This window comes from Bacillus cereus group sp. RP37, assembly GCF_040459695.1.
GTDB lineage: Bacteria > Bacillota > Bacilli > Bacillales > Bacillaceae_G > Bacillus_A.
On sequence record NZ_JARVHP010000001.1, the window covers coordinates 37,876 to 56,455 of the forward strand.

Below are 18,580 nucleotides of genomic sequence, written 5' to 3' on the forward strand. Positions count from 1 at the left end.
AGGACGGTGTTTCATTGATGAATTTGATTGGGGATAAGCGAAATTTGAATTGGCTTCATTTTTATTTGTTCTTAGCAATTTTTGCTTCTCTTTTATTACGTATATATTTAGCATTTCATTTAGAAGGATACGAACGAGATCAACTATTTTTCGTGGATTGGATGAATACTGTAGGTAAATATGGACTAGGTGATGTGTATGCACATGGGGATTTAGTAAACTATCCGCCATTTTTCTTAGCTCTTTTAGGTATTTATGGAGATATATTGTCATTTTTAAATATACATGTGGAAGCTGCGGGTGTTTTAATTCGAATCCCGTCCATTGTATTTGAAGTAGTAGCTATTATTATTTTTGCTATAGTTTCTAAAAGAATAGACAATTCGATTATGAGAGCAGCATTAGTAACATTTTTTGCCTTTAGTCCAGCCGTTATAGTGGATGGAACTATTTGGGGGCAAGTAGATATGCTACATAGCATATTGATGGTTAGTTCAATTTTATTATTAATGTCTAAGCCAACTTGGTCTGGTGCTATTTACGCTATAGCACTACTAGCTAAATTTCAATCAATCGTAATTGCCCCTGTTTTTGCTATGTATTTCTTAAAAATCATTTGGGAAAAAAAAGAAGGCAAGCAATTAACCAAATTTGTAATCGGGTTCTGTATTCCTTTATTACTATTCGGTCTTTATTTCGCAGCGTATGGAACATTTATCACGATGTTAAAACAAGCATATTTAAATGCGGTAGGTACGTTCCCAACAGTAACTGTATTTGCTATGAACATTTGGTATTACGCAATTGGTACGGATCCTAATACAGTGGATACGATTCAAATTTTACCGCATATTACATTGAAAACAGTTGGATTAATACTCTTGTCTATTGCGGCAGCGTTGACTTGTCTGTATATCTTTTTCCATCGTCACATGAATACAGCGGTTCTATTAAAAGCTGCGACCTTTATAAGTTTTGCGTTCTTTATGTTACCTACGCAAATACATGAGAGATACGCTTTCCCAGCGTTAGTATTTGTCATCTTTTTACTACTATATGAAATGAAGTGGACAGGAATAGCTTTAGGATTAACGTTAACAATCTTTTTAAATATAGTAATGGTTCTGTACGCGGGCTTTAATACAAATATGGGAATGTTTATTGTTATTATTAATGTTTTCATTTTTTATGCTATGTGTAAATTATTAGTAAAAGAGTATTATGATCGCTTTGAATTGTTAATAAAGAAGCAGTAAAAATTATAATTTTAGGGGAGGTACATTTTGCTAATATGCAGAATGTACTTTTTTTATTGAAAGAGTAAAATTCCAATAGAAAAATCAAAGATGAGAAGATACTTAGAAGCATAATTTCTAAAATACTACAATCATTCAGATAGTTGAAGTTAATAAAACGCTACCTAAAAGTAGGTAGCGTTTTATGGTTATTAGGATTCTTTTAAATCGTCAATTAACTTCTCAGCTAAGCGTCTATACATATTACTCATCGACACGAATGATGTTAGTAATAAAAACTTCTCTAAGTTTTGATCTTCTAAGGAAGAAATCTCACTTACTTCTGAAATACGGTTATTTACTTCTTGTTTAAAGCTTTGGACGTTGTTTTCGGTAAGAGAAAGATAATCTTTATATAGCATATTTAATTCGAATGAATCATCGCTTAATAAGGATTCATTTATATTTTCTAAGGAGCTTTTTATGTCATTAATGGAAAGAGCCCCTTTTAATTGATAAATTAAGCTGATTAAAATCATATGCTCTTTTGAGTATTTTTTATTTTTGATTGGAATAAACAATTTCCCTTTTGCATAATTGTTAATCATTGTTTTTGTTAATACTTTTTCATCATCAGTTCTTGTTGTATCCGCATAAGTATTTTCAAATAGTTGGACAACCTGGTCTACATACAAGTCGACATTTGGAATATCCTCGAGTGTAATATTTTTTTCTAAATGTAATGTTTCAAGCAATTTATTTATATTTTCCACGTAGAACCCCTCACTTTTATAACTTAGTGGAGCATAATGTTTAGTTTATCTCTAAATATGGTATTACGAAACAAATGAATTGTAAATGTTGACCTCTAATAATAATGCGTATATAATTACATGTAGTTATCAAAACTACATGTAATTATATGAGGGGTGTTTATATGAATGCGTATATAAGAGAACCGGTTAATGCTTTTACCCACTTGGGAGGAGCTGTATTATCATTTGTTGCATTATTAGCTATGCTTGTAAAAGTTTCTGTTAAGATGCCATCTTTTGCGGCAATTACAGCTGTTATGTTGTTTGGGATCGGAATGATGGTTCTGTATACAGCATCAGCTGTATATCATAGTGTTGTAGCCAGTGAACGTGTTATTTATTTCTTTAGGAAGCTCGATCACTCTATGATTTTTATATTGATTGCAGGTACATATGCACCATTTTGTTTAATTACATTACATTCCGCAAACGGTTTATTATTATTTTGTTTAGTCTATGCAACTGCCGTTTGTGGTATTGTTTTTAAAATGTTTTGGTTTAGTTGCCCGAGATGGTTATCAACAGCAATTTATATTACAATGGGCTGGTTAATTGTTCTGTTCTTTGCACCGTTAGCTGCTAACTTAAGTGCAGGAGGTATAGTGCTCTTAGTGCTTGGAGGCATTTTTTATACAATTGGTGGATTTATTTATGGAACAAAGCTAAAGTGGTTAGAGTTTAAACATATGGGGCATCATGAAATTTTTCACGTGTTCGTGTTATTGGGAAGCCTTGCCCACTTTTTAAGTGTATATTGCTACGTAATTTAACAATATAAAATTTCCAAGTGATTTTTATTCTTCTTGATTAATAAAAAAAGATATAGACACATATGTATGTTGAAGAGTTGCATAACTTAAAGGTTATGTGGCTCTTTTTTTATAAATAATAATTAAAAATATTTTTAGAATTATCAGTCTATTCGTGGTAGGATAGATGTGTATTGAGGTTATAAAATTTTATAATTAATAATCAGTGGGGGACTATATATGGCGATACTTATAACGGGTGGAGCAGGATATATTGGTAGTCATACATGTATAGAATTATTAAATAATAATTATAAAATTATAGTCGTAGATAATCTTTCAAATAGTTCAATCGAGTCTTTAAACCGAGTAAAAGAAATAACAGGGAAACAATTTGAATTTTATAAAGAAAGTGTTTTAAATCGTGAAAAAATGAATGAGATTTTTTTGAAAAATAATATTGAAGCGGTTATACATTTTGCTGGATTTAAAGCAGTGGGGGAATCGACTACAATTCCTCTTGCATATTATTATAATAATATAATAAGTACAATCGTACTATGTGATGTGATGCAGAAACATAATGTTAAAAAATTTATTTTTAGTTCATCTGCAACTGTATATGGAATTCCAAAAACATCACCAATTACAGAAGAATTTCCGCTGAGTGTGACAAATCCGTATGGGCAAACAAAACTAATGATTGAGCAAATTATGCGTGATGTAGCAAAAGCTGATGATGAATGGAGTGTTGCGTTACTCCGTTATTTCAATCCATTTGGAGCACATAAAAGTGGCCGTATTGGAGAAGATCCAAATGGGATTCCGAATAATTTAATGCCATATGTAACGCAGGTGGCGGTAGGTAAGTTAAAGGAGTTAAATATATTCGGAAACGATTATCCAACAAAAGATGGGACAGGTGTCCGTGATTATATTCACGTTGTTGACCTTGCAAAAGGACATGTGAAGGCACTTGAGAAAGTACTTGAGACGAAAGGAATCGAGGCATATAATCTTGGCACAGGTAAAGGGTATAGTGTATTGGAGATGGTAAAGGCTTTTGAGAAGGTTTCGGGTGAAAAAATACCTTATAAAGTGATAGGGCGTCGTCCTGGTGATGTAGCAATATGTTTTGCTGATGTATCTAAAGCGAAACGAGAATTAGGATGGGAAGCGGAATATGGGTTAGAAGAGATGTGTGTAGATTCTTGGAGATGGCAAGTAAATAATAAAAATGGCTATCAAATGATTTAAGGTAGTTAGTAAAGTATTCTCTTATTATTTTGTAGGATATTTTATGTATATAATAAATTGTATTCTTTATTATACTACTTGAGATCAGTAATATGTTCACTTTAGGAAAGAGAACATATTACTGATCATAGCGTTTGAACAGCAATTTGTTCTATATCAATTTTAGATAGAGGAAAGAACTATTAATGAATGCGAACAAGTTGTTTATGATACACCGTATTACCTTCTTGGCTTGTATAAGGCGGTACGCTTCGTCCGAAACAATTTGCAATAATATTGGAGTGAGTAGGATAAGAAATACGAATTTCATACAAATTAATAGCTTCATCTAAATTAGCATAAAATACTGCTAGATTGTTGCCTTGTAAAAGGTATGGAAATTCTACAACTGTATCTTCACCAATAAATACAGGTAATTTTACAGGACTAGAATAGTTAGACCAATCCCAAACCTCTATATTTATATAGTGTGCATAATATGCATCTAAATTTACAATGTTTATTACTGCTGAAACTGTTGCAGGCTCTCTTGTTAATACACCTGTTGAATGAATAACAGCTTGATGTGGATAATGAGGAGGCATAAATATCAGACCTTTCTAATTTAATATGATTTTACAATATTCTATGCAGATCATTGATAGAATGAAATAGGGAAAAAGTATCATTCTATTAATTTTTTATAGAAATAAAAAATGTAATGTTGAATAATATTCCAATACTTGTATCATTGGTAAAGTGCGTTTATAATCAAATAATCCTATTAGCTTTCTAATTGCATTACGCATTATTGAAAGCGTTTTTATTATGTGATACATTGCGATGGACATGATTACTGTATGACATGTATCAAAGGGATTTTTTTATCGTTTTTTAAGGTAGGAAGTCTGACTTATTTTCGAAAGAACTTTGTATGGAGTTGGAAGTAAGAAGGAGAATAAGGAATAATATAATTTTTACAAGATGGGGAGGGACAGTGTGGAAATGTAAGGTTTTCACATGAGAATATATGGGTTATGTAGGATTATTACTTTCGGGTGCAGCTTTGTTTTTAAATAGTCTTGTTATATTAGGAAAAGCAGAGATGAAAAGTGCGGGTGTTTTTAATTTATTTGTGGGTGCACTACAAATTATTATCCCGTTCTATTTAATCATGATTTCTGACCAAAGCAATTGGACAGTGTATTCATATGCAGCTACTTTCTTATTTGGATTAACCTATTTATATGTAGGTGTTACCTTTATAAAAGGAATGGATAGTAGCGGTCTAGGGTGGTTTTGTATTTGGGTAGCAATCATTGCTCTATTTTATATGGTTGTTTCATTTGTTCAATTCCACGATGTTGTTAATGCGTTAACGTGGTTTATGTGGGCATTACTTTGGTATTTATTCTTTGTATTAAATACACAAAAAAAGAATATCAATCAATATCTTGGAAGGATTGCCTTCGTACAATCATGGGTAACATTGACGTTGCCTTCACTCTTTTATTTTATGGGAGTATGGGGAGAGGGATTCGTATATGAGCTATGGGTTTATGTATCCGTAATTTCTATTTTATACTTCTGTTATTGTATTTATAAATATCGAGTACGTTAATATATTTTCTGTAGAAAAGCATGGAATCGTTAAACTAATTCCATGCTTTTTATATATTAGCATTTATAATAGAGAGGTAGTATTTTACAATTTATCACAATGGGGATGATGAAGTTGAAAAAAGTATTGGTACTAGGGGGAACAAGATTTTTTGGTAAACATTTAGTAGAAGCACTTTTGCAAGATGGACACGATGTAACGATTGCGACGAGAGGAATTACGGAAGATTCTTTTGGCTGTGCAGTAAAAAGATTTGTTGTAGATAGAGAAGACGAAAAACAATTAGCAGAGCGTCTAGAAGATAAAAGTTATGATATCGTATACGATAATTTATGCTATAGCTCGAATGCAGCGAAGATAATATGTGAAGTGTTACGAGGAAAAACGAAGAAATACATTATGACATCTTCAATGGCTGTTTATGAGCCAGCACTAGGCTTGTTAGAAGAGGACTTTAATCCGTACGAGTATGAAATCGCGTATGGAGATAGAACTGACTTCAGTTATAGTGAAGGTAAGCGATTAGTCGAAGCAGTTGTATTTCAACAGGCAACATTCCCAGTTGTTGCAGTGCGTTTTCCAGTTGTTATTGGAGAAAACGATTATACGAAAAGGTTACAATTTTACGTTGAACATATTATGAGGCAAAAATTTGTCGCCGTGAATCATCTAGATGGAGAGTTGTCATTTATACATGAAGAAGAAGCAGGAGAATTTTTAGCTTGGTGCGGGATGAAGGACATAGAAGGGCCAATTAATGCTTGTAGCAACGGGGCAGTTTCTACTCGAGAAGTTATTCATTTCATAGAAGAAAACACGGGAATAAAAGCACTCGTTCAAGAAGTAGGAGATAATGTAGCGCCTTATAATGAAGTGATTAATTGTACATTACATAATGGAAAAGCTAATGAATTAGGATTCTCGTTCCGAGAGTTGAAAATAGAAATAGAAAAAGTATTACGTTATTACATACATGCAATGAAATAATCATAAATCCCCCGGTGGCAATCCGGGGGATTCTGGAGGATTTCGACAATACTAATTTTACATTACTAAATTTACCTTATACGTACGACTAATGTTTTTGTGATTGAATTGCTTGTAAATACTTTTCATTTACCCGGTCCCAGTTCACGGTATGCCACCAATTGGTAACAAATTCTGGACGGCGATTTTGATACTTTAAATAATAGGCATGTTCCCATACATCGATGACGAGTAATGGAATCTTACCTTCTTGCAAAGGTGTATCTTGATTGGGTGTACTCATAACAGTAAGTTCTTCACCATCAAGGACAAGCCATCCATATCCACTTCCAAAACGGCTAATTGCTGCTTTGGATAGTTGATCTTTTAAGTTGTCAAAGGTATTGAAGTAATAATCAATTACTTTTGCAACGTCTCCATTAGGCTCGCCGCCACCTCGTGGGCTCATTACTTCCCAAAAAAGACTATGACAATAATGTCCACCACCGTTATTTCTGACAGCTGTAACAATTTCCTTTGGTAAAATTTCTAAATTACATAGTAATTCTTCTAAAGATTTATTATGTAATTCCGTATAGTTTTCTAAAGCGGCATTCAAATTACTTACGTATGTCGCATGGTGCTTCCCATGATGAATAGAAAGTGTGTTGCTATCGATATATGGTTCTAGCCCATCATAGTCATATGAAAGTTTTGGCAATTGAAATGAAGACATAACATTCCCTCCTTTCGTATTAAAAGTTGGTATAGGTAAAAATATTTTACCTGAGTCAAAAATACACTTATTTTTTATGTAAGTCAATAGCAATGTCTTTAATTTTCTGAAAAATATTACAATAAAAGTAACACTTCGACTTTTATTTGTGACTACTATCCTTTTTGCTTATACTGTAAAGTAGTAACGTTTTGTTGAAATAGAAGGAGATCGTTTATGAGTAAAACGAAACAATTAATCGAGGAAGCGAGTCATTTTATTACGATTTGCTATAAAGAGCTGAATAAAGAACAATTCATAGAAGAGCGCGTGAAAGAAATTCAAGTTGAGATAGAGAAGACGGGGACGTATGAGCATACATTTGAAGAACTTGTTCATGGATCGCGAATGGCATGGCGCAATAGTAATCGGTGTATCGGAAGACTATTTTGGAGTAAGATGCACATATTAGATGCACGTGAAGTAGATGATGAGGAAGGTGTATATAATGCATTAATTCATCATATTAAATATGCAACGAACGACGGAAAAGTGAAACCAACAATTACAATTTTTAAGCAATATCAAGGTGAAGAAAATAATATACGAATTTATAATCACCAATTGATTCGATATGCAGGATATAAAACAGAAAGGGGAGTAATCGGTGACTCCCATTCCACTACATTTACGGATTTTTGTCAGGAACTTGGCTGGCAGGGAGAAGGTACGAATTTCGATGTATTGCCACTTGTATTTTCCATAGATGGGAAGGCACCTATATATAAAGAAATTCCGAAAGAAGAAGTGAAAGAAGTACCAATTGAACATCCAGAATACCCGATTTCGTCGCTTGGAGTAAAATGGTATGGGGTTCCAATGATTTCAGATATGCGCTTAGAAATTGGTGGTATTTCCTATACAGCTGCTCCGTTCAATGGATGGTATATGGGAACGGAAATTGGTGCGCGTAACTTAGCGGATCATGATCGTTATAATTTACTTCCGGCAGTTGCAGAGATGATGGAGTTAGATACATCGAGGAACGGTACGTTATGGAAAGACAAGGCACTAATTGAGTTGAATATTGCTGTATTACATTCCTTTAAAAAACAAGGAGTTAGTATTGTGGATCACCATACGGCTGCACAACAATTTCAGCAGTTTGAGAAGCAAGAAGCTGCTTGTGGACGGGTTGTAACAGGGAATTGGGTGTGGCTCATTCCGCCGTTGTCGCCAGCTACTACTCATATTTATCATAAACCGTATCTAAATGAAATTTTGAAGCCGAATTTCTTTCATAAATGATATTTAGTATAGGGGTTTCTTCTGCAAAATATAATTTTTTTTAATTACTGTTACGTAGCAAATGGAAGCCTTTACTATCGGTTATTTTTGGAAGGGTCTTTTTGAACCAAGGAGTTCCTTATGTTATAATCAAATTTCTGTTTCGAAGACCTTATAGAAATATAAGGTCTTTTGTTTTGCTGTTTTATGTAATAGGAATAGAAATTTTCTTTTAAATAAGGGATTTAGCATATTTTTAGGGACAACATAAGTGTGTAGAAAATCGATAAATTATTATACTTATATAATTATTGTGTTTTGGGTGTAAACGATACAACATAATAAAGTTGTTTTTTTAGATTGCTGAGGAAGGAGGAAGTGTAAATGAGGATGAAGAGTCGGAAAACGGATTGGCCTGTATTTCTTATTAGTGGTGGCTCACTTTTATTATTTGTAATTGCAGTTATTTTAAATAAAAGTTACGTAGAGGGAGTCATTAATAGCAGTTTTGCGGCTTCAATTAAATATTTTGGTGCCTTTTGGCAAGTTTTATTAATTGGTACATTTGTTGTGGCTATGTGTATGGCGTTCTCGAAATATGGGAGAGTTAAACTTGGGGGGCTAGAAAAACCTGAGATTAGTACGACAAAGTGGCTCGCTATTATTATGTCTACATTACTTGCCGGAGGTGGCGTTTTTTGGGCAGCGGCAGAGCCGATGTACCACTTGATGACGGTGCCACCAATACATGAAGGTATATCTGCTGGAACGAAAGAAGCGGTAATGCCTGCTTTAGCACAAAGTTATATGCACTGGGGTTTCCTGGCTTGGACGATTTTAGGTACAATTAGTGCGGTAGTTATGATGTACGGACATTATCATAAAGGCATGCCGCTAAAACCTCGAACGCTTTTATATCCTATTTTTGGAGAGAAATTGCGAAAGAGTTGGCTTGGAACAATGATCGATGTGTTTGCAATTATTGCGGTAGCTGCAGGGACAATTGGTCCAATTGGATTTTTAGGACTACAAGCAAGTTATGGATTACAAGCATTGTTTGACATTCCTGATGTGTTTACTACTCAATTAGCTATTATTGTTTGTGTAGTAGCTGTTTCTACTATATCTGCGGTAACAGGAATTGATAAAGGGATTCAAATTATAAGTAATTTAAATGTTAGGTTAGCAGTTCTATTAATGGTATTTGTATTACTGTTTGGACCAGGTGGATTTATTATCGATTCATTTGTTTCTTCGTTTGGGTTTTATATAAATGAATTTATTCCAATGAGCACATATCGTGGGGATACAGGTTGGTTAGGATCGTGGACAATCTTTTTCTGGGGATGGTTTATTGGATATGGACCAATGATGGCAATTTTAGTGAGCCGAATTTCAAGAGGAAGAACAATCCGAGAAATCATCGTTGCAATTGGAATTATTGCACCCATTATTACAACATTTTGGTTTACTATACTAGGGGGATCAGGTGTGTTTTATGAGTTAATGAATCCTGGTTCTATCTCGGTGGCATTAAGTGAGTCGGGTATGCCGGCGGCTATGATTGCAATTACGCAGCAATTGCCACTTTCTAATATTATTGGACCTGCGTTTCTTTTATTAACAATTTTATTTGTAGTGACAACAGGAGATTCAATGGCTTATTCCATTTCAATGGCAGTGACTGGAGATGGAGATCCTAGAATTAGTTTGCGAGTTTTTTGGTCGCTTATTATGGGCGCAGTTGCAGCGATTCTTTTATACATGGGTGAGGGAAGTATTAACGCCTTACAATCCTTCATTGTAGTGACGGCTGTTCCTGTATCCATTCTGTTATTCCCAATGTTATGGTTAGCGCCTAAAGTTGCAGGGGAATTAGCATTAAAACAAGGTATTGTAAAAGAAGAAGATAAAACTTCCTTCTTGTTTCAAAAAGCTAGTAAATCAAAATAAAGAATAAACAAAATGATTGTATGTTTTATTTTATAATAAAGCAGATTATTTTATATAAAAAGAGGAAGCATTTTATTTGAGATGCTTCCTCTTTTCTATTTACCCAACTACTTTCCCTGAAGGGGATAGTACTCGAACAAACATTTCGTATAGTTTTAAGCTATTCTAATACTTTATCTTTCGTCTCTGGGACACATAATAGCATTGTAACTAAACCTATTGGATAGATAATGAAGATGAGAGATAGTGCGCCCATTAAATTACCACCTGCAGCAAGTAATCCGATAATAACAGGTCCAAATCCAGCTAACCCACGTCCTGTACCGAAAATAAAGTTTTCTGCTGTCGAGCGAGCTTCAGCAGGATAGTTTTCAGCTAAAATTGCTCCGAATCCTCCCATCATGCCATTTGCAAAGAATCCAAGCAATGCACTTCCCCATAACAATAATGTTGAGTCTGTGAATAAGAAGAAGTAAATGAGACAGTATATAGTACCACCGACATAATAGATTGTAAAAGTTTTACGGCGACCAATTTTATCGGCTAGAATACCAAAAGTTGCAATTCCAATTAGCATGCCGATTGTAGAGATGAACATCCAACCGCTCGCTTTTGCTAATGTGTAGTTATATTTATTCGCTAAAATAGTTGGCATCCATGTGAAAATTCCATAATAGCCGAAGTTCTGGATGAATGACATAATAATAAGACCAATTGTTGTTATCGTTACCTTTTTATTTGCAAATAACTTTCGAAGTGGGAACTTTTTTATTTGCTTGAGTTGTTCTGCTTCAGTAGTTGTTAAATTACCTTCAGCTTCTTTTTGTAACAATTCTTTTTTGTATCGTTGTTTTTGTTCCCATATTTTCGGTTCACTTAAACTTTTGCGGACATAGACAGCTAGTAGAGCTGGAATGAGTCCAAATAAGAAAACAGCTCTCCATCCGAAATGCGGGACGATAAATGCTGGAAGGAGTGAAGCGACTAGTACGCCAAATTGCCATCCAAGTGCAACAACTGATGTTGCCTTAGCGCGCATTTCTTTAGACCATGTTTCAGTTACGATGGCCATTCCAATTCCAAATTCACCACCAACTCCCATTCCAACTAAAAAGCGCAGAATTAATAATTGCCAATAATCTGTTGCGAAATAAATGAGTGCGGTTGCTAGTGAAAATAGTAAGATTGTGAAGGCCATCGTACGGATACGCCCAAATAAATCAGCAATAAATCCAAATAAATAAGATCCGATTAGCATTCCTATTGTGGTAGCTAATGTTAAGTTTCCACCTTCAACAGGGCTTAAATGAAATTCTTTTAAAATGTAGACAAGTACGAAAGATAAGAGCAACATATCTAAACCTTCTGCCGCATATCCTAGCGCAGAACCAAATAATGTTTTATATCTTTTCTCTTTCGTCTCCTCTGTTGTTGATTGTACATCAGTAGTGACGTTCATCATTACTCCTCCTTATTTTCTTCTACAGTCGCTATGGAAGAATAACAAAAGGCCTTCTCACCTGATATGATGAGAAGGCCAAAAAAGCATACGTATTCCTAAAAAAGGCCATACGTATAGTATATTCCGACTTCCTTCTCAACCTCACGGGGTTGGGTTAAAGGACTGTATTATATTACTTTATTTTTAGCACTCTTCTATTAGATTGTCAAATAAAGAAGGAATTGTTATGTGTAAAATATTTCAAAAGGTATGTCATTCTTCTTGACGCCCACTTCATTATCTTCCCATAATAAAACTAACGAATATAAAAAAGGAATGAATCAAAGATGCTAAATTTAGTACTTATGATGATTGAACGCGTTGGTCTTATTGTTATTTTAGGATTTTTACTCTCTCATATTAAAACATTCAGGCGCCTTCTTCATAGACAAGATGGATATGTAGATAAGTTTAAGCTTATCGGTATTTTTTCAGTGTTTACAATTGTAAGCAATTACACTGGAATTGAAATAGCAGGGAATACAATTATGAATGAAAATTGGCTACAAGGTGTTTCTTCATCGAGTACAATTGCGAATACACGTATTATGGGTGTTGGAATTAGTGGATTACTTGGCGGACCTATCGTTGGAATTGGAGTAGGATCGATTGCGGGTATTCATCGTTATATGCTTGGTGGAACGACAGCGCTAAGTTGTGCAATCTCGTCAATTTTAGCGGGAGTTATAACGGGATATATTGGATACATTTTTAAAAAATATAATCGTACAATTACGCCTAAATTTTCAGCGTTTTTAAGTGTGTTTATCGTTTCTTTAGAAATGATCATGATCCTATTAATTGTAGAGGATGGAATTAGTATTGTGAAAACAATTGCGATACCGATGATCCTTGTAAATAGTTTCGGGAGTTTTATTTTACTTTCTATGATACAAGCTATTTTGCGTCAGGAAGAAAACGCGAAAGCTCTGCAAACACATAAAGTATTACGAATTGCTGATAAGACATTGCCATATTTTCGCCAAGGATTAACAGAAGAGTCTTGTAAACATGTGGCACAAATTATTCACCGTTTTACGGGAACGGATGCGGTATCCTTAACAGATACAGAGAAAATATTAGCTCACGTTGGATTAGCATCAGATCATCATATTCCTTCACACAGTTTAATAACAGGTTTATCGAAAGAGGTTTTACATACAGGGAAAATAATGAAAGCGAAATCACGTGAGATTATTAATTGCCAACATGAAGGCTGCCCTCTGCAAGCAGCTATTGTTATTCCATTAACTTCACATGAAAATACGATAGGGACATTAAAACTGTATTTCAAGAACTCTAACCAGTTAAGTCGTGTTGAAGAGCAACTAGCAGAAGGATTAGCAAAAATATTTTCCACGCAGCTTGAATTAGGTGAAGCTGAGTTGCAAAGCAAATTATTACAAGATGCAGAGATAAAGGCATTACAAGCACAAATTAACCCGCACTTTTTATTTAATGCGATTAATACAGTATCAGCTTTATGCCGAACAGATGTAGAAAAAGCAAGGAAGTTATTATTACAGCTTAGCGTGTATTTTCGTTGTAATTTGCAAGGGGCACGTCAGTTGTTAATTCCGCTAGAACAGGAATTAAACCATGTACATGCATATTTATCATTAGAACAAGCGCGTTTCCCAAATAAGTATGAGGTGAAGATGTACATTGAGGAAGAGTTAAAGACGACTTTAGTTCCACCATTTGTACTTCAGCTATTAGTTGAAAATGCATTGCGCCATGCTTTTCCGAAGAAACAACCAGTATGCGAAGTGGAAGTGCATGTTTTTGAAAAAGAGGGCATGGTTCACTTTGAAGTAAAAGACAATGGACAAGGAATTGAGGAAGAACGTTTAGAACAATTAGGAAAGATGGTAGTTCCGTCAAAGAAAGGGACTGGAACCGCTTTATATAATATTAATGAACGTCTAATCGGGTTATTTGGGAAAGAAACGATGCTTCATATCGAAAGTGAATTAAATGAGGGGACAGAGATTACTTTTGTTATTCCAAAAAAGGTAGGGGAGGAAGAGCGGATTGTTAAAGGTATTAGTAGTTGACGACGAAATGTTAGCACGTGACGAACTAAAGTATTTATTAGAGAGAACGAAAGAAGTTGAGATAATTGGTGAGGCGGATTGCGTAGAGGACGCATTAGAAGAGCTAATGAAAAACAAACCAGATATTGTTTTTTTAGACATTCAGTTATCGGATGATAACGGATTTGAAATCGCAAATATATTAAAGAAGATGAAAAATCCACCTGCAATTGTGTTTGCTACTGCCTATGATCAATATGCATTGCAAGCATTTGAAGTAGATGCGTTAGACTACATTTTAAAGCCATTTGATGAAGAACGTATTGTACAGACATTAAAGAAATATAAAAAGCAAAAACAAATAAAATTAGAAACGAAACAAGAAGTAAAGAGTGTAGATGTAACGACCGAGATGCATAAATTAGCATTACCAATTGAAGAATCGATTGTACTTGTGAATATTGAAGACATTATATACGTAGGACTTGTGGACGGAAAAGTGACAGTAAAAACGACGAGAGAAACATATGTGACACATGATACACTTGTAATTTTGGAAAAGAAGTTGCCGCAAGCAAGTTTTATGCGTGTCCATCGCAGTTTTGTTGCAAATATTAATCATATTACAGAAATACAACCATGGTTCAATTCTACTTATAATTTAATTATGAAAGAAGGATCAAAAGTACCTGTTAGCCGTACATATGCAAAAGAACTCAAAAAGCTGCTTCGTATTTAAGAAGTAGCTTTTTGTATTTCATATGCCTATTTTTGTAACTAATTTTGTATATTTGACGTTCTGTTGTGTAAACGCTTACAGTTTTGTTTGTATCTTATACAATAAAGGTACCAAATCGAAAGAGGTGGCCAAAATGAGTACGAAAAAAGTATATAGTTTCTTATCACAAGCATTCATATTTTCAGCTATTATGTTAGTTTCTAATATTATTGCAACACATTTACCAATTCCGATGCCCTCATCGGTAATCGGATTAGTCATTTTATTTAGCTTATTATGTTTAAAAGTTATTAAATTGGAGCAAGTTGAATCACTCGGAACAGCTTTAACAGGTATTATCGGATTCCTTTTCGTTCCATCAGGTATTTCAGTTATTAATTCTCTTGGTGTGATGGGACAATATTTTGTACAAATTTTAACTGTAATTGTTGTCGCAACAATTATTTTACTAGCTGTAACAGGGTTATTTGCACAATTCATTTTAGGAAAAGATGACAAAGAAACAAAAGATACGAAAGAATTGAAAGTAGTAAATAAAGGACGCAAGCACGGAAAAGTTGCGTAACCAATTTAGTATATATTGTTAGGAGGTAATGAACATGGCAAGCACAATGACTCCATACTTCGGAATCGTCGTTTCATTAATCGCATACGGAATCGGAACATTATTATTTAAGCATTCAAAAGGATTTTTCTTATTCACACCATTATTCGTAGCGATGGTATTAGGGATTGTCTTTCTAAAAGTAGGTAACTTTACTTTTGAAGAATATAATACTGGCGGCAAAATGATTAGCTTCTTCTTAGAACCAGCAACAATCGCCTTTGCTATTCCATTATATAAACAAGTTGATAAGTTGAAAAAATATTGGTGGCAAATTTTATCGGCTATCGTAGTTGGATCTATTTGTTCAGTAATTGTCGTGTTCATTGTTGCAAAAGCAATTGGTTTAGATACAGCAGTAATGAATTCAATGTTACCACAAGCAGCAACAACAGCAATTGCGTTACCAATCTCTGAAAGTATTGGTGGCATTCCAGCAATTACATCGTTTGCAGTTATTTTTAACGCAGTTATCGTATACGCATTAGGAGCATTATTCTTAAAAACATTTAGAGTGAAGCATCCGATTGCGAAAGGTCTGGCACTTGGAACAGCAGGTCACGCATTAGGAGTGGCAGTAGGAATTGAAATGGGTGAGGTAGAGGCAGCTATGGCAAGTATTGCTGTAACAGTAGTTGGGGTTGTAACCGTAGTTGTCATACCGATGTTTATGCCATTTATTGGATAGTAAAACTTACTTAAAAAATGAGAAAAGCAAGCTATTTGTAGGACAGATTTCTACTGATAGCTTGCTTTTTATGTTACAGTAGTGGTAAGACCTATTTAAACAAAATGTAAGTTTCCTTAAATCTTCATTAATACTGTGTAGAATACATTTTGAATTAGGTCATTGTATTGTAAAATAAGAAGTAAGCTACTATAGACCTGCTAATGTAGGCGTATAATGAGCTTATAAAAATCTTAATATGAATGAATAATTAAAAGTAGAAAAGAGAGAAAAATCTACTTATTAACGTTTTACTTTATAGGACAGGAGAGAGTACTCGTCGATTATGCAAATAAAAAACCTGTTTCAAAGCAAAGGATTTCAGAGGTTACTCGTATTAGTAATACTTGCTCTCGTGTTATACGGGCTACAAAGTATGTTGAATTTAATATTAATTACGTTTATTCTCACGTATTTAATGGATCGATTCCAAAAGTTTATTTCCCGCAAATTAGACCACTTTATGCCCATTAATCGAAAGCTCATCATAGCATTTCTATATGTCATGTTAATTGGTGGAATTGCTATTACGCTATTTAAATATTTACCAGTATTAACGATACAAATTTCACAATTGATTTATCAATTTAACGTATTTTTAAGAAACCCACCAGATAGTGAATTAATTAAGTATGCAGTTAATGCTGTCAATCATATGGAACTTTCGAAGTATGTAGGACAAGGCGTTGACATTCTGTATAAATCGATTACGAATGTTGGGAAATTTGGCCTTCAAGTGTTACTTTCTTTAATTTTAAGTTTATTTTTCTTATTGGAAAAAGCTCGTATCGTTGCTTTTACTGCAAAATTTAAAGAAAGCCGACTTGCAATTTTCTATACTGAAATTGAGTACTTCGGTAAGAAATTTGCACGTTCATTCGGAAAAGTAATCGAAGCACAATTTTTAATCGCAGTTGTTAACTGTGTTTTATCCGTTATTGCACTATGGATATTAGGATTCCCACAATTACTAGGTTTAGCGTTAATGATTTTCTTACTTGGTTTAATTCCAGTAGCCGGGGTGATCATTTCGTTATTCCCACTTTGTATGATTGCTTACAATATCGGCGGTATTATGTACGTTGTTTATATTTTAATTATCGTAACAGTGATTCATGCGCTTGAAAGTTACGTATTAAATCCAAAGTTTATGTCGCAAAAAACAAATTTACCGATTTTCTATACGTTTATGGTATTAATTTTCTCAGAACACTTCTTAGGTGTATGGGGACTGATTATCGGTATTCCAATCTTCATCTTCTTATTAGATGTCTTAGATGTGACAAGTGATGAAATGGAGAAGGATGTTGGAACAAAATAAAGTGAAGTAAAGAAAAAGCATCGGTGTTCGATGCTTTTTCTTTTATAACATTATGTTTCTTATGCCATACTGTAAGGAGAATATAGAATAGGGGTGAAAGAATGGCTGTAAATGAAAAGGTAGAATTAGCTACATTTGCTGGAGGGTGCTTCTGGTGTATGGTTTCGCCATTTGAAGAGATGGAAGGGATTATAAAGGTTGTTTCTGGCTATACAGGTGGTCATAAAGAGAATCCAACGTATAAAGAAGTATGTTCGGAAACGACGGGACATTATGAGGTAGTACAAATTACATTTGACGCAAATAAAATGCCGTATGAAGAGTTATTAAATATATATTGGAGACAAATTGATCCGACTGATATAGGAGGACAATTCCACGACCGTGGACAGTCTTACGAAACGGTGATTTTCTATCATAATGAAGAACAACATAAGAAGGCAGAGGCTTCAAAAGAAGAGCTTGCAAAGAGTGGCCGCTTTTCAAAGCCAATTGCGACAAAAATATTGCCAGCTGCTACATTTTATCCAGCTGAAGAATATCATCAAGGATATCATAAGAAAAATACATTCCGCTATGAGTTATATCGTAAAGGTTCGGGACGAGATGTTTTTATCAAACAACATTGGCCGAAAGATAATGCTCATTTAAAAGAAAAACTAAATGAGATGCAATTTTATGTAACACAGGAAAATGGCACAGAACCACCATTTCGAAATGAGTATTGGAACCATCAACAGGAAGGTCTTTATGTAGACATCGTTTCAGGTGAACCGTTGTTTACTTCTATAGATAAATTTGATAGTGGATGTGGATGGCCTAGTTTTACAAAACCAGTTATGGCAGCAAGTTTGAAAGAAAAAATGGATGTGAGTCATAATATGACTCGTACAGAAGTGAGAAGTAAGGAAGGGGATTCACATCTTGGGCATGTATTTCCGGATGGTCCAGGACCAAATGGCCTTCGTTACTGTATTAATTCTGCAGCTCTTCGATTTATTCCAAAAGAGGAATTAGAAAAAGAAGGCTATGGTGATTTCCTAATCTTGTTTGGAAATAAAAAATAACCTCGCAG

17 protein-coding genes are annotated in these 18,580 nt (G+C 34.3%); 13 read left to right on the plus strand and 4 right to left on the minus strand.

Features of this window, described 5'->3' with window-relative positions:
* Nucleotides 1-17: 17 nt before the first annotated feature.
* A complete protein-coding gene (locus QCI44_RS00210) occupies nucleotides 18-1,256 on the plus strand; it encodes a hypothetical protein (RefSeq protein WP_033659980.1) in 1,239 nt (412 codons plus the stop codon).
* Between the two features lie 191 nt (nucleotides 1,257-1,447).
* Here QCI44_RS00210 and QCI44_RS00215 read toward each other — a convergent pair whose 3' ends face one another.
* Nucleotides 1,448-2,008, minus strand: a complete 561-nt coding sequence (locus QCI44_RS00215; protein ID WP_016136142.1) for a DUF1836 domain-containing protein — start codon at nucleotides 2,006-2,008, stop codon at nucleotides 1,448-1,450.
* 164 nt (nucleotides 2,009-2,172) lie between these two features.
* On the opposite strand from QCI44_RS00215, the gene trhA reads away from it, so the two are divergent.
* On the plus strand, nucleotides 2,173-2,820 hold the full coding sequence (gene trhA / locus QCI44_RS00220; protein WP_016136141.1) for a PAQR family membrane homeostasis protein TrhA: 648 nt from the start codon (nucleotides 2,173-2,175) through the stop codon (nucleotides 2,818-2,820).
* Between the two features lie 219 nt (nucleotides 2,821-3,039).
* Complete coding sequence (gene galE, locus QCI44_RS00225; RefSeq protein ID WP_016136140.1) at nucleotides 3,040-4,056, plus strand: UDP-glucose 4-epimerase GalE; 1,017 nt, start codon at nucleotides 3,040-3,042, stop codon at nucleotides 4,054-4,056.
* Nucleotides 4,057-4,238: 182 nt separating this feature from the next.
* Here galE and QCI44_RS00230 read toward each other — a convergent pair whose 3' ends face one another.
* Nucleotides 4,239-4,640 (minus strand): hypothetical protein, encoded by a 402-nt coding sequence (locus tag QCI44_RS00230; protein WP_016085364.1) that lies wholly within the window; start codon nucleotides 4,638-4,640, stop codon nucleotides 4,239-4,241.
* A 425-nt stretch (nucleotides 4,641-5,065) separates the two neighbouring features.
* On the opposite strand from QCI44_RS00230, the gene QCI44_RS00235 reads away from it, so the two are divergent.
* Both QCI44_RS00235 and QCI44_RS00240 read left to right on the plus strand, forming a co-directional pair.
* Nucleotides 5,066-5,656 carry an AmiS/UreI family transporter gene (locus QCI44_RS00235; RefSeq protein ID WP_000542569.1) on the plus strand — a complete coding sequence of 197 codons (591 nt, stop codon included), beginning with the start codon at nucleotides 5,066-5,068 and terminating at the stop codon, nucleotides 5,654-5,656.
* Between the two features lie 105 nt (nucleotides 5,657-5,761).
* Nucleotides 5,762-6,643: an NAD-dependent epimerase/dehydratase family protein gene (locus QCI44_RS00240; RefSeq protein WP_082181541.1), complete on the plus strand. Its 882-nt coding sequence runs from the start codon at nucleotides 5,762-5,764 to the stop codon at nucleotides 6,641-6,643.
* A gap of 88 nt (nucleotides 6,644-6,731) precedes the next feature.
* Here QCI44_RS00240 and sodA read toward each other — a convergent pair whose 3' ends face one another.
* A complete protein-coding gene (gene sodA / locus QCI44_RS00245; protein ID WP_016085367.1) occupies nucleotides 6,732-7,358 on the minus strand; it encodes a superoxide dismutase [Mn] in 627 nt (208 codons plus the stop codon).
* 216 nt (nucleotides 7,359-7,574) lie between these two features.
* Between sodA and QCI44_RS00250 the strand changes: the two genes are divergently transcribed.
* Nucleotides 7,575-8,645: a nitric oxide synthase oxygenase gene (locus QCI44_RS00250; RefSeq protein ID WP_016085368.1), complete on the plus strand. Its 1,071-nt coding sequence runs from the start codon at nucleotides 7,575-7,577 to the stop codon at nucleotides 8,643-8,645.
* A gap of 363 nt (nucleotides 8,646-9,008) precedes the next feature.
* Complete coding sequence (locus tag QCI44_RS00255) at nucleotides 9,009-10,577, plus strand: BCCT family transporter (RefSeq protein WP_016085369.1); 1,569 nt, start codon at nucleotides 9,009-9,011, stop codon at nucleotides 10,575-10,577.
* A 160-nt stretch (nucleotides 10,578-10,737) separates the two neighbouring features.
* Here the strand turns inward: QCI44_RS00255 and QCI44_RS00260 are convergent, their stop codons facing one another.
* Complete coding sequence (locus tag QCI44_RS00260; RefSeq protein WP_016136949.1) at nucleotides 10,738-12,036, minus strand: MFS transporter; 1,299 nt, start codon at nucleotides 12,034-12,036, stop codon at nucleotides 10,738-10,740.
* 329 nt (nucleotides 12,037-12,365) lie between these two features.
* Between QCI44_RS00260 and lytS the strand changes: the two genes are divergently transcribed.
* The 6 genes from lytS to msrB all read left to right on the plus strand — a co-directional run bounded on the left by lytS (nucleotide 12,366) and on the right by msrB (nucleotide 18,572).
* Nucleotides 12,366-14,135, plus strand: a complete 1,770-nt coding sequence (gene lytS / locus QCI44_RS00265; protein ID WP_088084639.1) for a two-component system sensor histidine kinase LytS — start codon at nucleotides 12,366-12,368, stop codon at nucleotides 14,133-14,135.
* Nucleotides 14,113-14,853: a LytR/AlgR family response regulator transcription factor gene (locus QCI44_RS00270; protein ID WP_016085372.1), complete on the plus strand. Its 741-nt coding sequence runs from the start codon at nucleotides 14,113-14,115 to the stop codon at nucleotides 14,851-14,853. Before lytS ends, QCI44_RS00270 begins: the two co-directional genes overlap by 23 nt.
* Nucleotides 14,854-14,986: 133 nt before the next feature.
* Complete coding sequence (lrgA, locus tag QCI44_RS00275; protein WP_016085373.1) at nucleotides 14,987-15,418, plus strand: antiholin-like murein hydrolase modulator LrgA; 432 nt, start codon at nucleotides 14,987-14,989, stop codon at nucleotides 15,416-15,418.
* A 34-nt stretch (nucleotides 15,419-15,452) separates the two neighbouring features.
* Nucleotides 15,453-16,145, plus strand: coding sequence for an antiholin-like protein LrgB (gene lrgB / locus QCI44_RS00280; protein WP_000168869.1), 693 nt, complete (start codon nucleotides 15,453-15,455; stop codon nucleotides 16,143-16,145).
* A 325-nt stretch (nucleotides 16,146-16,470) separates the two neighbouring features.
* Nucleotides 16,471-17,505 (plus strand): AI-2E family transporter, encoded by a 1,035-nt coding sequence (locus QCI44_RS00285; protein ID WP_016085374.1) that lies wholly within the window; start codon nucleotides 16,471-16,473, stop codon nucleotides 17,503-17,505.
* Between the two features lie 101 nt (nucleotides 17,506-17,606).
* A complete protein-coding gene (gene msrB / locus QCI44_RS00290; protein ID WP_016085375.1) occupies nucleotides 17,607-18,572 on the plus strand; it encodes a peptide-methionine (R)-S-oxide reductase MsrB in 966 nt (321 codons plus the stop codon).
* The last annotated feature ends 8 nt before the right edge of the window (nucleotides 18,573-18,580 follow it).